Annotated in this window: 15 protein-coding genes and 1 pseudogene; 2 read left to right on the top strand and 14 right to left on the bottom strand. The window is 66.4% G+C overall.

What is annotated here, in order from left to right; translation table 11 throughout:
* Positions 1–17: 17 nt before the first annotated feature.
* Genes ACWW36_RS21605 through ACWW36_RS21590 form a run of 4 tightly spaced genes read right to left on the bottom strand, consistent with a single transcriptional unit; the run spans position 18 to position 2697 of the window.
* Positions 18–560 (bottom strand): hypothetical protein, encoded by a 543-nt coding sequence (locus ACWW36_RS21605; protein WP_456138009.1) that lies wholly within the window; start codon positions 558–560, stop codon positions 18–20.
* Positions 560–1039, bottom strand: coding sequence for a transcription antitermination factor NusB (nusB, locus tag ACWW36_RS21600; protein WP_456138008.1), 480 nt, complete (start codon positions 1037–1039; stop codon positions 560–562). The genes ACWW36_RS21605 and nusB overlap by 1 nt, the downstream gene beginning before the upstream one ends.
* Positions 1032–1595, bottom strand: a complete 564-nt coding sequence (gene efp, locus ACWW36_RS21595) for an elongation factor P (RefSeq protein ID WP_456138007.1) — start codon at positions 1593–1595, stop codon at positions 1032–1034. The genes nusB and efp overlap by 8 nt, the downstream gene beginning before the upstream one ends.
* A gap of 16 nt (positions 1596–1611) precedes the next feature.
* Positions 1612–2697, bottom strand: coding sequence for a M24 family metallopeptidase (locus ACWW36_RS21590; protein ID WP_456138006.1), 1086 nt, complete (start codon positions 2695–2697; stop codon positions 1612–1614).
* 33 nt (positions 2698–2730) lie between these two features.
* Here ACWW36_RS21590 and ACWW36_RS21585 point away from each other — a divergent pair, with 33 nt between their 5' ends.
* Entirely contained in the window at positions 2731–3309 is a 579-nt protein-coding gene (locus ACWW36_RS21585) for a B-4DMT family transporter (protein WP_456138005.1), read from the top strand.
* A gap of 206 nt (positions 3310–3515) precedes the next feature.
* Positions 3516–4184, top strand: a complete 669-nt coding sequence (locus ACWW36_RS21580) for a hypothetical protein (protein ID WP_456138004.1) — start codon at positions 3516–3518, stop codon at positions 4182–4184.
* 4 nt (positions 4185–4188) lie between these two features.
* On the opposite strand, the gene aroQ is transcribed toward ACWW36_RS21580, so the two are convergent.
* The 10 genes and pseudogenes from aroQ to eccA form a co-directional block, all read right to left on the bottom strand.
* Positions 4189–4620 (bottom strand): type II 3-dehydroquinate dehydratase, encoded by a 432-nt coding sequence (aroQ, locus tag ACWW36_RS21575; RefSeq protein WP_456138003.1) that lies wholly within the window; start codon positions 4618–4620, stop codon positions 4189–4191.
* Positions 4617–5696 carry a 3-dehydroquinate synthase gene (gene aroB / locus ACWW36_RS21570; protein ID WP_456138002.1) on the bottom strand — a complete coding sequence of 360 codons (1080 nt, stop codon included), beginning with the start codon at positions 5694–5696 and terminating at the stop codon, positions 4617–4619. The genes aroQ and aroB overlap by 4 nt, the downstream gene beginning before the upstream one ends.
* A 118-nt stretch (positions 5697–5814) precedes the next feature.
* Positions 5815–6336, bottom strand: a pseudogene (locus ACWW36_RS21565) (shikimate kinase); the annotation flags it as partial.
* Positions 6336–7544 carry a chorismate synthase gene (gene aroC, locus ACWW36_RS21560; protein ID WP_456138001.1) on the bottom strand — a complete coding sequence of 403 codons (1209 nt, stop codon included), beginning with the start codon at positions 7542–7544 and terminating at the stop codon, positions 6336–6338. The pseudogene ACWW36_RS21565 and the gene aroC, both read right to left, overlap by 1 nt.
* A 24-nt stretch (positions 7545–7568) precedes the next feature.
* Positions 7569–8177, bottom strand: coding sequence for a TetR/AcrR family transcriptional regulator (locus tag ACWW36_RS21555; protein WP_456138000.1), 609 nt, complete (start codon positions 8175–8177; stop codon positions 7569–7571).
* 20 nt (positions 8178–8197) lie between these two features.
* Entirely contained in the window at positions 8198–8671 is a 474-nt protein-coding gene (locus tag ACWW36_RS21550; protein WP_456137999.1) for a nitroreductase/quinone reductase family protein, read from the bottom strand.
* A gap of 1 nt (position 8672) precedes the next feature.
* Positions 8673–9164: a DUF3237 domain-containing protein gene (locus tag ACWW36_RS21545; protein WP_456137998.1), complete on the bottom strand. Its 492-nt coding sequence runs from the start codon at positions 9162–9164 to the stop codon at positions 8673–8675.
* The gene (locus tag ACWW36_RS21540) at positions 9164–9547 is read right to left on the bottom strand and encodes a nuclear transport factor 2 family protein (RefSeq protein ID WP_456137997.1); all 384 of its coding nucleotides are present in this window, start codon (positions 9545–9547) and stop codon (positions 9164–9166) included. The genes ACWW36_RS21545 and ACWW36_RS21540 overlap by 1 nt, the downstream gene beginning before the upstream one ends.
* Positions 9548–9624: 77 nt before the next feature.
* On the bottom strand, positions 9625–10707 hold the full coding sequence (locus tag ACWW36_RS21535; protein ID WP_456137996.1) for an AAA family ATPase: 1083 nt from the start codon (positions 10705–10707) through the stop codon (positions 9625–9627).
* A gap of 14 nt (positions 10708–10721) precedes the next feature.
* Positions 10722–12539 carry a type VII secretion AAA-ATPase EccA gene (eccA, locus tag ACWW36_RS21530; protein WP_456137995.1) on the bottom strand — a complete coding sequence of 606 codons (1818 nt, stop codon included), beginning with the start codon at positions 12537–12539 and terminating at the stop codon, positions 10722–10724.
* Positions 12540–12579 lie beyond the last annotated feature (40 nt).

The following is a 12579-nucleotide window of genomic DNA, read 5'->3' as shown; positions in this document are numbered from 1 at the left end:
CGCCACAAGAAGGTGGGTTAGTGGACGCAGCGGGACAGCACACGGCCGAACTGCAGCAGCCGTTGCATCTGGGCCAGGCCGCCGTTGTCGACGGACTTGTAGTACCGAAACGACTCACAGTAGATGTCGGTCTCGGTGACTGACTTCTGCCGCGAGCGCGTGACCAGCTGGGTGTACATCCTCAGCCGCACTTCAGAAAGCCGCCGGGCGCCGTCGTCGAGCCGCTCGTACTCGGCGGTGAGCACCTGATCGGTGATCGACGACAACAGGATCGTGCGCACCGAGGCGTTGAGCACTCGGCGTTCCCGTTCTCCCGTAGTCGACATCTCGTCGTCGGCGCGCCACATGATGAGCCGCTGCCCGTCGGTGAGCACCACTTCCTGCCACAGCGCCTCACCCCACGTCTCGTCGGTGAAGCCGCGGGACATGATGAACGACTTGATCGCGGGAAGGTCGACGATCGAACGGATCTGGTCCAACGCCAGATCGGGGTCGCGCAGGTATACCTTGGCCGCTTCTTCGACGCTCGAGTACGGTGCCCAGTCCTGCGGTACGCCCATTATGTCCCGTCCGATGTACCCCGCATGGCGGCCGCCGCCGCCCTGATCTGTGGTGTCACCAGCATCACCTGGCCCAGCACACCGTTGACGAAACCCGGTGAGTCGTCGGTCGATAACTGCTTGGCCAGCTCAACGGCCTCGTCCACGGCAACCGGTTCAGGAACATCGTCGGCGTGCAGCAGCTCCCACACTGCCACGCGCAGGATCGCGCGGTCCACCGCAGGCAACCGCTCCAGCGTCCAGCCTTGCAGGTGCGCCGAGATGAGGTCGTCGACATGCGCGGCGTGCTCGGTCACCCCTTGCGCCACCGTCACCGTGTACGGGTTGAGCGGCGAGACGTCGGATTCCTTCTCCGCCAAGGCATTTCGGGACTCTGCGACCTCGGCCGGGGTGATGCCCCGCGCCTCGGCCTCGAACAGTAAGTCGACGGCGCGTTTGCGGGCCTGATGCCGCCCGCGATCGCCTCGACGGTCAGGCATTCACCCGACCCAAATAGCTGCCGTCGCGCGAATCGACCTTCAGCTTGTCGCCGGTGTTGATGAACAGCGGCACCTGGATCTCCGCGCCGGTCTCGACCGTCGCCGGCTTGGTGCCTGCGCTGGACCGATCGCCCTGCAGCCCGGGTTCGGTGTGGGTGACCTCCAGCTCGACGGTCACCGGCAGTTCGAGGTACAGCGGCGCGCCGTTGTGGAACGCGATCTGCACCGGCAAGCTCTCCAGCAGGAATTTGGCGGCGTCGCCCACCAGCGAATCCGGCAGGTGATGCTGCTCGTAGTCCTCGCTGTCCATGAACACGAAGTCCGAGCCGTCGCGGTACAGATAGGTGGCGTCGCGCCTGTCGACGGTCGCGGTCTCCACCTTCACTCCGGCGTTGTACGTCTTGTCGACGACCTTGCCGGACAGCACGTTCTTCAGCTTGGTCCGCACGAAGGCCGGTCCCTTGCCGGGCTTGACGTGCTGGAACTCGACGATCTGCCACAGCTGGCCGTCGATCTGCAGGACGAGCCCATTCTTGAAGTCGGCGGTCGTTGCCACGGTCGGTTGTTCTCCTTTAGAGGATGGCCAGTTCCTTGGGGAACCGGGTAAGCAAGTCGGGTGCTCTCTCGCCCACGACCAGCGTGTCCTCGATCCGGACGCCGCCACGGTCGGGCAGGTAGACACCGGGCTCAACGGTCACCGTCGAGCCAGCAAGCAGTGTACCGGCGGCGCTGGCGCTGATTCCCGGCGCTTCGTGGATCTGCAATCCGACGCCGTGACCCAGACCATGGCCGAAGTTGTCCGCATAGCCGGCGTCGGCGATGACTTGTCGCGACACGGCGTCGACATCCTTGAGCACCATCCCGGGTGCCAGCGCGTCGCGGCCCGCGCGCTGTGCGCTGGCCACCAGGTCGTACAAGTCGAGCTGCCACTGCGCGGCCGGCGACAGCACGAAGGTTCGCGTCATGTCGGAGTGATAGCCGCACACCAGCGCGCCGAAGTCGATCTTCACCAAGTCGCCGGCGGCCAGCACCGCATCGGTGGGCCGGTGATGTGGGATCGCCGAGTTGGCGCCCGCGGCGACGATCGTTTCGAACGAGATACCGTCGGCGCCGTAGTCGAGCATCAGCGATTCGAGTTCGCGCCCGACTTCCTTCTCCGTCCGGCCTGCCCGCAGCCCTCCGCGTTCGACCAGGTCGGTCAGCGCCGAGTCGGCCGCCTCGCATGCCAGCCGCAGCAGGGCGATCTCACCGGCGTCCTTGACCTCGCGCAGCGCCTCGACCATCCCGGCGGCCCGGCGCAGCTCGGTCTGCTCGCCGGCGGCCTTCACAAGCATGGCGTGTCCGTCGACGGTCACCACGTGGCTTTCGAAGCCCAGCCGCCGCACGCCGTCAGCCGCTGCGCGGGTAGCGAGGTGAGGCCCGCACGCGCGCTCGATGGCGATCTCCGCGTCGGGCGCCTGCTGCGCTGCCTGGGTGCGATACCGGCCATCGGTGGCCAGCACCGGCGTTTCGCTGTCCGCACGGATCAACAGCGCCGCGTTCGAACCCGTGAAGCCGGACAGATAACGCACGTTGACCAGGTCCGATACCAGCATCGCGTCCAGTTCGGCGGCGACCAACCGCTCGCGCAGCCGGGCCCGGCGCTGAGAAATAGTCACGGTCGATGACGCTACTCGCTAAGGTGTGGCCCCATGAGTAAGTGGTTACTGCGCGGACTGGTGTTCGCGGCCCTGATGGTGATCGTTCGATTGCTTCAGGGGGCGATGATCAACGCGTGGGAGACCAAGGCGGGATTGATCAGCATCGTGCTGGTCGCTCTCTACGCGATCGCGGTGTTCATCTGGGGGCTCAGCGACGGCCGTGCCGACGCGCGGGACAACCCTGACCCCGACCGTCGCGGGGACCTGGCGATGACGTGGCTGCTGGCCGGCCTGTTCGCCGGTGTGGTCAGCGGGCTGGTGGCCTGGTTCATCTCGCTGTTCTACAAGAGCCTGTACGTCGAGGCGCTGCTCAACGAGATCACCACCTTCGCGGCTTTCACCGCGCTGCTGGTGTTCCTGTTCGCCATCGCAGGCGTCTCGCTGGGCCGTTGGCTCGTCGACCGCAATCTCGAGAAGCAGCCGCGTCGTCATCACGGCCTTGCGCAAGCCGCCGCCGACCAAGAAGAGCGGGCCGACACCGACGTGTTCGCCGCAGTCCGCCACCCGGGTGCCGACGAGACCCAACCCGAGGCGACCGAGGAGACGACACGCCACGAGGAGCGGACCTAGCCGGGGCTGACTCCGCGCTTCAGTGAACCCGGACGAGTTCTGCACGTCCGACCAATGGAGCATGCTGTCGGCGGCGGCGTCGAACTCCCAACTCGCCGGGGTACTCGGGCGCATTCCTGATCACCGCCATCGCCCTGCTGTTTGACAGGAGCAGCCGCGACGGCGTTCATACGCTGGCGCTGTTCTCCTCGGCCGTCCTCGTTCTGATGCTGAGCAGCTTCCTGTTCAGCTGGATCACCGGCTCTGTAGTCCCTGACACCGATCGGCGTGGCATCTGCTCGATCGCATGGACACAAGGCGCCGTGTCCATCGGGATGCTCGCCGCAGGCACCACCGCACTTTTCGGCGGCCTCGGCTGGATGCTCGCCAGCCATGCCGCCAACAAGGTGACCGATGTTGACCCCGACGATGTCCGCGCGTACTGCTTCCTTGCCGACCTCGGCGGCTGGCTGACATTCGCCGCGGCGATGACGACGACGCTGATCCTGTCCGAGACCGCGATTGACTACCTGCACTTCATGTTCGACCGCAGACCCGACTTCTGGCTGGTTTCGTTGATCTCCGTGGCCGCGGCGGCGATCATCCTCGTCGACTTCGTGCTTGTGTACCGGCGCACCAAGGCGCTGCGAAAGTCGTTGGCCGACACCAGCGAACCAACACAGCTGGAACTGCGCTCGATCAAGGTCGCGACCGTGGGCACCGTCGTCTTGGCGATCGTCGCGTCGGGGCTGGCCGTCAGCCTTGCGCGTTTTCCCAAGCCCTGGCTCACCGTTCCCAACATCGCACTGGTCATCGGCGTGCTGGTACTCACATTCGTGGTGCCCGCGGTTGTCTCGACCTCGATCTGCTATTCGGTGGCCAGCACCGACGACTGAGCCGCTAGCCGAGGCTGGCGAGATACCGCAGCGCGAGAACGTATCCCTGAACGCCGAGGCCGACGATCACGCCCGTCGCCACCGCGCTGATGTAGGAGTGATGCCGGAACTCTTCGCGCGCATGGACGTTCGAGATGTGTACTTCGATCAGTGGTGCGCTCAGCTCGGCACACGCGTCGCGCAGCGCCACCGATGTATGAGTAAGGGCACCCGCGTTGAGCACGACCGGCTCCCCGGCGTCGGCCGCTGAATGGATCCAGTCCAGCAGCTCGGCCTCGCTGTCGGTTTGGCGCACAACGGTTTTCAGGCCGAGCTCGGCGGACTCGCGTTCCACCAGCGCGACCAAATCGTCGTGCGTGGTGCTGCCGTACACCGCGGGCTCGCGCCTGCCCAGCCGGCCCAGGTTGGGCCCGTTGATCACTTGCACGGTCGTCATGCCTGTCCCACCTCTGCGTAGGCCGCCGCCAACAGCGACGGATCCGGGCCCTCAAGACGTCCGGGCTTGGCCAGCCCGTCGAGCACGACGAAGCGCAACACTCCCGCGCGGGTCTTCTTGTCGCCCATCATGTATTCGAGCAACTGTGGCAGCGCGTCGGCATCGTATGTGACTGGCAGACCCAGCGAGGTGAGGATCGAGCGGTGCCGGTCGGCGGTGTCGTCGTCCAGGCGTCCTGCCAGCCGTCCGAGTTCGGCGGCGAACACCAGGCCGACCGAGACCGCAGCACCGTGCCGCCACTTGTAGCGCTCCCGGCGCTCGATAGCGTGCGCGAGAGTATGCCCGTAGTTGAGGATTTCGCGCAGTTGCGATTCCTTCTCATCGGCTGCGACGACTTCGGCCTTGACGGCGACGGCGCGGCGGACGAGTTCGGGTAATACGTCGCCCGTCGGGTCGAGCGCGGCCTCCGGGTCTGCCTCGATGAGGTCGAGGATGACCGGGTCGGCGATGAAACCGGCCTTCACGATCTCGGCCATGCCGGCGACGATCTCGTTGCGCGGCAACGTCTCCAGCGTCGCGAGGTCGACGATCACCGCGGCCGGCTGGTGGAACGCGCCGACCAGGTTCTTGCCCGCCTCGGTGTTGATGCCGGTCTTGCCACCCACGGCGGCGTCGACCATGCCGAGCAGGGTGGTCGGCACATGAACGATGTCCACACCGCGCAACCAGGTGGCGGCGGCGAAGCCCGCAACATCGGTGGCCGCTCCCCCGCCGAGGCTGACTATCGCGTCCTTGCGGCCAATCCCGATGCGGCCCAGCACTTCCCAGATGAATCCGACGACAGGCAGGTCCTTACCAGCCTCGGCGTCGGGAATCTCGATGCGGTGTGCGTCGATCTCTCTGTCTGCCAAGGTTTTTCGGATCGCTTCGGCGGTCTGCGCGAGCACCGGCTGATGCAGGATCGCGACCTTGTGACGGCCGTCGAGGACCCGTTCCAGCTCGCCCAACAAACCGGTACCGATGATCACCGGGTACGGCGGATCGACGAGTACGTCGACGGTCACGGGCTCAGTCATGGCATCGTCCCGCTTTCTTGGCCGCCAGTGCCGCGGGTGACGGCGGCGCCTCCGTCGACGGTTTGGGGATCAGCGACGAAGGGGCACGGCGCCATGAACCTCGCCGCCGTCGCCGCTGCGCCTTTGACGCATCGGGGTTTTCGAGGCGCTCGACGATGTAGCGCACCACCGCGCCGGGGTTGCGGCGATTGGTGTTGACGCGAATGGTGGCGACCCGCCGGTACAACGGAACGCGTTGGGACATCAGCGCTTTGAACTTCTCGCCGCGGTCGCCTCCGGCCAGCAGCGGTCGGACCGTGCTGCCGCCGGTCCGGCGCACGCCCTCGGCTGCGCTGATCTCCAAGTAGACGACGGTGTGGCCGGCCAATGCCTCGCGCACACCCGGAGTGGTGACGGCGCCCCCGCCAAGTGACAGCACGCCGTCATGCGTTTGTAGCGCGTCGCGGACGACGCCTTCCTCGATGCGGCGAAACTCCTGCTCGCCGTCGGTGGCGAAGATGTCGGGAATGGTGCGGCCGGTGGTCTGCTCGATCGCGGTGTCGGTGTCCAGCAGTGAGGTGTCCAACGCCTTGGCCAGACGCCGGCCGATGGTGGACTTGCCGGACCCCGGCAGCCCGACGAGCACCGCCTTGGGAGCCATCAGCCCGAAGCCTGCGCGGGCTGATTCGACGGTTCGCGCTCCGACACGGCACGCAGATAGGTGTTGATGTTGGCCCGCGTCTCGGACAGTGAGTCGCCGCCGAACTTCTCGAGCGCGGCGCGGGCCAGCACAAGCGCGACCATGGTCTCGACGACGACGCCGGCGGCGGGTACCGCGCACACGTCGGAGCGCTGGTGGATCGCGACAGCCTCGTCTCCGGTGGCCATGTCGACGGTCGCCAGCGCGCGCGGCACCGTCGAGATCGGCTTCATCGCGGCACGCACCCGCAGCGGCTGGCCGTTGGTCATGCCGCCTTCCAGGCCGCCGGCCCGGTTGGTCGAGCGCATCACGCCGTCGGGGCCGGGGTACATCTCGTCGTGCGCGACGCTTCCACGGCGGCGCGCGGTTTCGAAGCCGTCGCCGATCTCCACGCCCTTGATCGCCTGGATGCCCATGACGGCGCCGGCCAGCTGGCTGTCGAGGCGGTTGTCGCCGCTTGTGAACGACCCCAGCCCGATCGGAAGGCCGTGCACGACGACCTCGACGATCCCGCCGAGCGTGTCGCCGTCGCGTTTGGCGGCCTCGATCTCGGCGATCATGGCAGCTTCGGCGTCCTTGTCGGATGCGCGCACCGGGCTGGCGTCGATGGCCTCGAGATCGGAGGCGTGCGGCGGCGGCCCGTCGTAGGGCTTGGACGCGCCGATGGAGATCACGTGGGAGAGCACCTCGACACCGAGGGCCTCCTTGAGGAATGCGCGGGCAACGGTTCCTGCCGCGACGCGGGCCGCGGTCTCGCGGGCGCTGGCGCGTTCCAGCACGGGGCGGGCGTCGTCGAAACCGTATTTCAGCATGCCGGCGTAGTCGGCGTGGCCTGGCCGCGGCCGGGTCAGCGGCGCGTTGCGGGCGACGTCAAGCTCCGCGGGGTCCACGGGGTCGGCGGCCATCACGGTCTCCCATTTCGGCCATTCGGTATTGCCGACCTCGATGGCGATCGGGCCGCCGAGAGTGACGCCGTGCCGGACGCCGGCAAGCATGGTGACCTGGTCTTGTTCGAATTTCATCCGGGCGCCGCGGCCGTAGCCGAGGCGGCGGCGGGCCAGCTGGTCCTGGATGTCTTTCGACGTCACGTGCACACCGGCGACCATGCCTTCGACCACGGCCACCAACGCGCGGCCGTGGGATTCACCAGCTGTGGTCCAACGCAACACGCGTCCCATCTTCCCACGTGGGGTTTAGCCAGCCGAAATCGCGAGGCCGTTCAAGATGCTGGCGATCTCGGCGACGGCCTGCCGGTGGGCGGCCTTCTGGTCGTCGGCGCGGGCGACGATCATCGCGGTCTCGCATAGCGCGCCGTAGAGAAAACTGGCGAGCGGACCGGGCGGGCGGTTGGCGATTCGGCCCGCTTCCACCGCGCGCGAAATGCCGAGTTCCATCATCTCGAGCAGCGGAGCCTCCAGCCGCCGCACTTCTTCCCATCCGAGCGCGGAGAACGCGTCGAGCAGCACGATGCGTTGCACGTCGGCGTCGAGGCACTCGTCCAGGAACGCGCGACAGCCCGCCTGGAACGCGTCCCACGGATCCTTCTTGCGGCCATAGGCCGCCACCACCGGCGTCGCCATCCGCTCGACCTCGCGCGTGAAGACCGCCTCGAAGAGCTGCCGCTTGCCTTCGAAGTGGTGATATACCGCACCCTTCGTCACGTTGGCCCGCGCCGCCACCGCCGAAAGCGACGTGACGTCATAGCCGTCACGCGCGAAGAGTTCACGCGCGGCGTCGACGAGCGCCGTGGTGGTCGCTTCCGTGCGTTCGGCTTGGGTTCGTCTCGCCACCCGCCTCGCCACGGCCTGACCATATCCGGTCGTCATGCCGTCGCCGGCTCCAACGCGATCAGCGGCATCTCGCGGTCGGTGAACCGGGTGTAGTGCTGCGCCTGCGGGTACATTTCGACGAACGCGCGCCAGAGACGCTCGCGTTCAGCGCCTTCAACCACCCGCGGCCGCACACGCATCCGATTGCGGCCGAGGATCACCTGGCCGAATCCGGCCTCCCTGAGGTTGAGCCACCACGCGGGAGTCCTGTCGGCACCCGCGTTCGCGGCGAGAACCACCAGGGCGTCACCGTCACGCAGGTACAGCACGGGTGTGGCGCGCTTCTGCCCGGTTCGACGGCCGACGGTCTCCAGCACCATCACGGGTGCGCCCGCGAACCACCGAGGCAGAACACGGCCGCCCGTCATCGTGTAGAGCCGGGCATGTAGCCGTCCCATCGCCCGCTGGGCTCGCGGCCAGCGGGCGACCACCCGATTCGATCCTTCGGCCAGCCGTGCCTGATCCACGTCAGAGCACCCGGTAGATGCGGTAGTCGATGTGGTTGGGCGACAACACGTTATAGCCCAGTGCCACCACCTCGCTCAGCCAGGTGTAGCGTTCGTCGGCCGTTTCGAACTTCGGCGTGGTCCGTACGTACGTCTGGTCGAACGGCAACACTTCTCCCGCCGCGAGGCGATCCAGGCCGTCGGCGGGAATCTTGATGATGCCGCGGCTTTCGTAGTGGATGAGCGCGCCGTCGTGGGTACGAATCGTGGCGCGGATGTCGGCCCGTCCGACCCCGTCACTGCCGACCAGCAGCCAGTCTCCCCCACCGGGCAGCAGCTCACCACGCAGTTTCGGCCCGTCGATGACGCCACCGGTCGTGATGAACGTCATCCGGTTACCGACAGAAGTCGGAATCGACTGTGCTGGTTGAAGATTCACATGCATGTCGAAGAGGTGCTCGACGGGTAGCGCAGTGACGAGCGGGAGCTGATCGACTGACGTTGCGGTCGCCATCACAGCACCGCGCCCATCGCGGTCTGCAGCTGGACCGCGTCGATGAAAGTGTCTTTGCGGGCGATTTGGCCGTCGGGCGAAACGTCGACGACGTCGAGGCAGTCGAATCGGACGTCACCGGAGATGAGCGCCCAGTCGAGCACCCAGTGGTTTTCGCCGTAGAGCACGCGGTAGGTCTCGAACGAGAATCCCGGGAACCGTTCGAATATCTCGGCGAAGGCTTCGCGCACCGCGTCGCGGCCCTGCACAGGTGCAGTGCCGAGGTGCGTCCAGAACCGGGTGTCGTCAGTGTGCAGCGCGACGATCGCATCGGGATCGCGGGCCTCCCACGCCGCGAAATATCGCTCAGAGATCGCTTTCAAGTCTTGCCGGAGTATTTGCATACCCCGAGTATGCACTAACCTACCGCAGGTATGCAACTGCGATCCGCCGGCTGCTCGGAGGAATGCTTCGCGATTCCTTATCTCCGCGATGAGTTGCGGCCGTGAGTCACGGCGCGGCCTGAGCCGAGGGCGGCGAAGCTGTCGGCGAGGGTGGCCGCCAGCTCGAGGAACGCCTGACGCGTCTGCCGGCTCAACAATTCGAGGTCGATCTCCGAACCCCTGGCCAGGTGGTCGTCGAACGGGATGACGTGCAGCGCGCGCACGCTGGGCAGGAAGTGGCGGGCCAACTGGTTCATATCCAGTCCCAACTCGCCCTGCCGTGACGCGCTGAACACCAGAGTTGCTCCAGGAACCAGATGCGAATAGCCCTGGCGCTCAAGCCAATCGAGGGTGGCCAGGGCGCTGCGTGCCGAGTCGATCGCCGGCGATGCGACGATCACGATCACATCGGCCTCGGCCAGCACGCCGGCCATCGCGGAATGCACCAGCCCCGTACCGCAATCGGTCAGGATGATGTTGTAGAACCGCTGCAGCACCCGCAGCACCCCGCGATAGTCGGCCGCGGAGAACGCATCCGAGGTTGCGGGATCACGCTCGGAGGCGAGGATTTCCAGCCGGCTCGAGTTCTGCGAGGTGTGTCGCCGCATATCGGAGTACCGGACGATGTTGTCGTCGAGCAACACGTCGCGCACGGTCGAATCGGTCTCGTCGGGGCCCCGCTGAGCCAGGGTTCCGAAGTCGGGGTTGGCGTCCATGGCCACCACTCGGTCACCGCGGATTGCGGCCAGGGTGGCGCCGAGTCCAACTGTTGTGGTCGTCTTGCCGACCCCACCCTTCTGAGACAGCACCGCGATGGTGAATGGGCCTCCCCGCACGGGTTGGTTCACCCGATCGATGACCGCTCTGTGCTTGGTTTCCTCTGCGGATTCACCGGGATTCAATCCGGTGGCCCGATGAATCGCCTTGCGCCAACCGGTCTTCGGCGCAGGCCGGCTGCGGATGAGTCCCAACTCTCGATTCGTCGGGGCTTGCGGCCGCGGCCTGTTCGACGCGGCGCTGGTGAACGGCGTCGGCTCAGGCGGATGCAGCGATGCTGGAGCGGGCGCCGGCGACGGCAGGCGGATTGGCCCTGTGTCGGCATCACGGAACGATTGCGTCATGTTCACTTCCGTCCTCAGTTCGGGGCAAGCATGCCGAGCACCTGCTTGAGGGCGGCCTGCATGTCAGGAAGCTCGATGCGCATCAGCTGGGCTTCGTCGAGCTCTTGGAGCGTCGAGCCGTAGCTCTCGGAAAGCCGATACTCGCGTTCTTCTTCGGCGGCCTCGATCACATTGCGCACGAAGCGCCCGTTACCGGCCAGGTCGATGCCGCGTCGCAGCTGACCCGCCGAGTCGAGCGCCTCACTCTGGCACAGGGTGGTGGACGCGGCGACCAGTTCTTCGTACGCGGCCTCCGAGAGTTCGGAGTCGCGTGTTCGCGCGATCAGGCGTCCGATGTCGCCTAACTCCTGCGCGTTGTACGAGCCGAACCGGATTCGCTTCGGAAACCGCGACGCCAGGCCTTCATTGGACGCCAGGAACCGGTCGATCTCGGCGTCATAGCCGGCGATGATGACCACCAACCGGTCGCGGTCGTTTTCCATCCGGGCCAGCAATGTGTCCACCGCCTCGCGCCCGAACGCGTCGCCACCGGACAGTCCGGTCTGGATCAGGGTGTACGCCTCATCGATGAACAGCACGCCGTCCATCGCCGAGTCGATCAGCGAGTTGGTCTTTATCGCGGTGCTACCCAGGTGCTGTCCGACGAAGTCACTGCGCTTGGCCTCGACGACCGCCGGCGTCCGCAACAACCCCAGACCGCAGTAGGTTTGGGCAACGACGCGGGCGATCGTGGTCTTGCCCGTTCCTGGCGGGCCGGTGAACGCCAGGTGCAGCGTGCGGGAGGCGGCGTTGAGGCCTTTGTCGCCACGAACTTTCGCCAGCATCGCCGCCGACTTCAGTTTGGCCACTTGCAGTTTGACGTCCACCAAACCGATCTGGCGGTCCAGCTCCTGTTGCGCCGCGCGGAGGTATTCGTTGCCGCGTTCGGACAGATCGTCACCCATGAGATCTTCGGCACTTGGGGCGCTGGCCGGATCCCATCGATCGGTGCGCGAGTCGATCATCTCTTTGGTCGTGATGATCAACCGGTATTTCGGATCTTTCAGTGCCGCGGCGTTCGCCTCGAACCCCGGCTCCTCGCTGTAGATCCGCTCGAAGATGACGCGCGCCTGTTCCTCATTACCCATCTCGCGCAGTGTCAGACCCTTGCAGAACTCCGCGGCACGACGCGCCGCCGGAATCGGACCCTCGATGGCCTGATCCAGCCTGCGGATGCCTTCACCGAAAAGACCCATCTGCGCGCACGCCGACCCCACCATGAGGTGCGCGCCCGCAGCGACGTACTCGTCGGTGAACGACGCTGAATTGCTCAGTGCGGTCAACACATCCGGCCAGCGCTGCGTCGTGAAATGCAGCACGCCGCGGATGTAGGCGCAGATTTGTGATGACTCCGCATCGCCGCCGGGCATCGCCGCGCGCAGGGTGTCCAGCTCGTCGAGGACCTGCTCGGCTTCGTTGTAGTCGTTGGCGCCGATCATGCTGGCCGCATAGGCAAGCCACATCTCCGTCTTGGTTGCCAACGGATAGTCCAGATACAACCCGGTCTGAAATCGTCCACTCAGCGCGCGCGCCGGAAGCCCGAGTCGGCGCTGCTCACGGAACAACGAGATCTTGCTCGTGCGATACAAGTGATAGATGACCTCCGCGCTGGTGTCGCCGGCGGCGGCCCGACCCAGCCATGCGTCGCACATGTCGGGGTCGTATTCGGTGGCGCGCTTGAACGCCAGCGCCGCGTACGACGTATCCCGCTCGGTCTCCAGCCCATCGATCGGAAGTCCGAGCGACAGCACGCCCGCATCGAACACCCGCTGGGCGTCACTGGTGCCAGTCATCGGCGGCGACCTGTCTCCTCCCTGCGCGGTCGGGCCATGC

Source organism: Mycobacterium sp. MMS18-G62 (assembly GCF_053877835.1).
The sequence above is the reverse complement of the archived record's forward strand: the minus strand, read 5'-3'. Positions and strand labels throughout refer to the sequence as shown.

Coding starts and splice junctions, on each gene's coding strand:
- ACWW36_RS21535 (WP_456137996.1), bottom strand. CDS start 10,707: ATGACGCAATCGTTCCGTGATGCCGACACAGGGCCAATCCGCCTGCCG.
- ACWW36_RS21540 (WP_456137997.1), bottom strand. CDS start 9,547: ATGCAAATACTCCGGCAAGACTTGAAAGCGATCTCTGAGCGATATTTC.
- ACWW36_RS21580 (WP_456138004.1), top strand. CDS start 3,516: ATGCTGAGCAGCTTCCTGTTCAGCTGGATCACCGGCTCTGTAGTCCCT.
- aroB (WP_456138002.1), bottom strand. CDS start 5,696: ATGACTGAGCCCGTGACCGTCGACGTACTCGTCGATCCGCCGTACCCG.
- eccA (WP_456137995.1), bottom strand. CDS start 12,539: ATGACTGGCACCAGTGACGCCCAGCGGGTGTTCGATGCGGGCGTGCTG.
- ACWW36_RS21545 (WP_456137998.1), bottom strand. CDS start 9,164: ATGGCGACCGCAACGTCAGTCGATCAGCTCCCGCTCGTCACTGCGCTA.
- ACWW36_RS21605 (WP_456138009.1), bottom strand. CDS start 560: ATGGGCGTACCGCAGGACTGGGCACCGTACTCGAGCGTCGAAGAAGCG.
- nusB (WP_456138008.1), bottom strand. CDS start 1,039: ATGCCTGACCGTCGAGGCGATCGCGGGCGGCATCAGGCCCGCAAACGC.
- ACWW36_RS21585 (WP_456138005.1), top strand. CDS start 2,731: ATGAGTAAGTGGTTACTGCGCGGACTGGTGTTCGCGGCCCTGATGGTG.
- aroQ (WP_456138003.1), bottom strand. CDS start 4,620: ATGACGACCGTGCAAGTGATCAACGGGCCCAACCTGGGCCGGCTGGGC.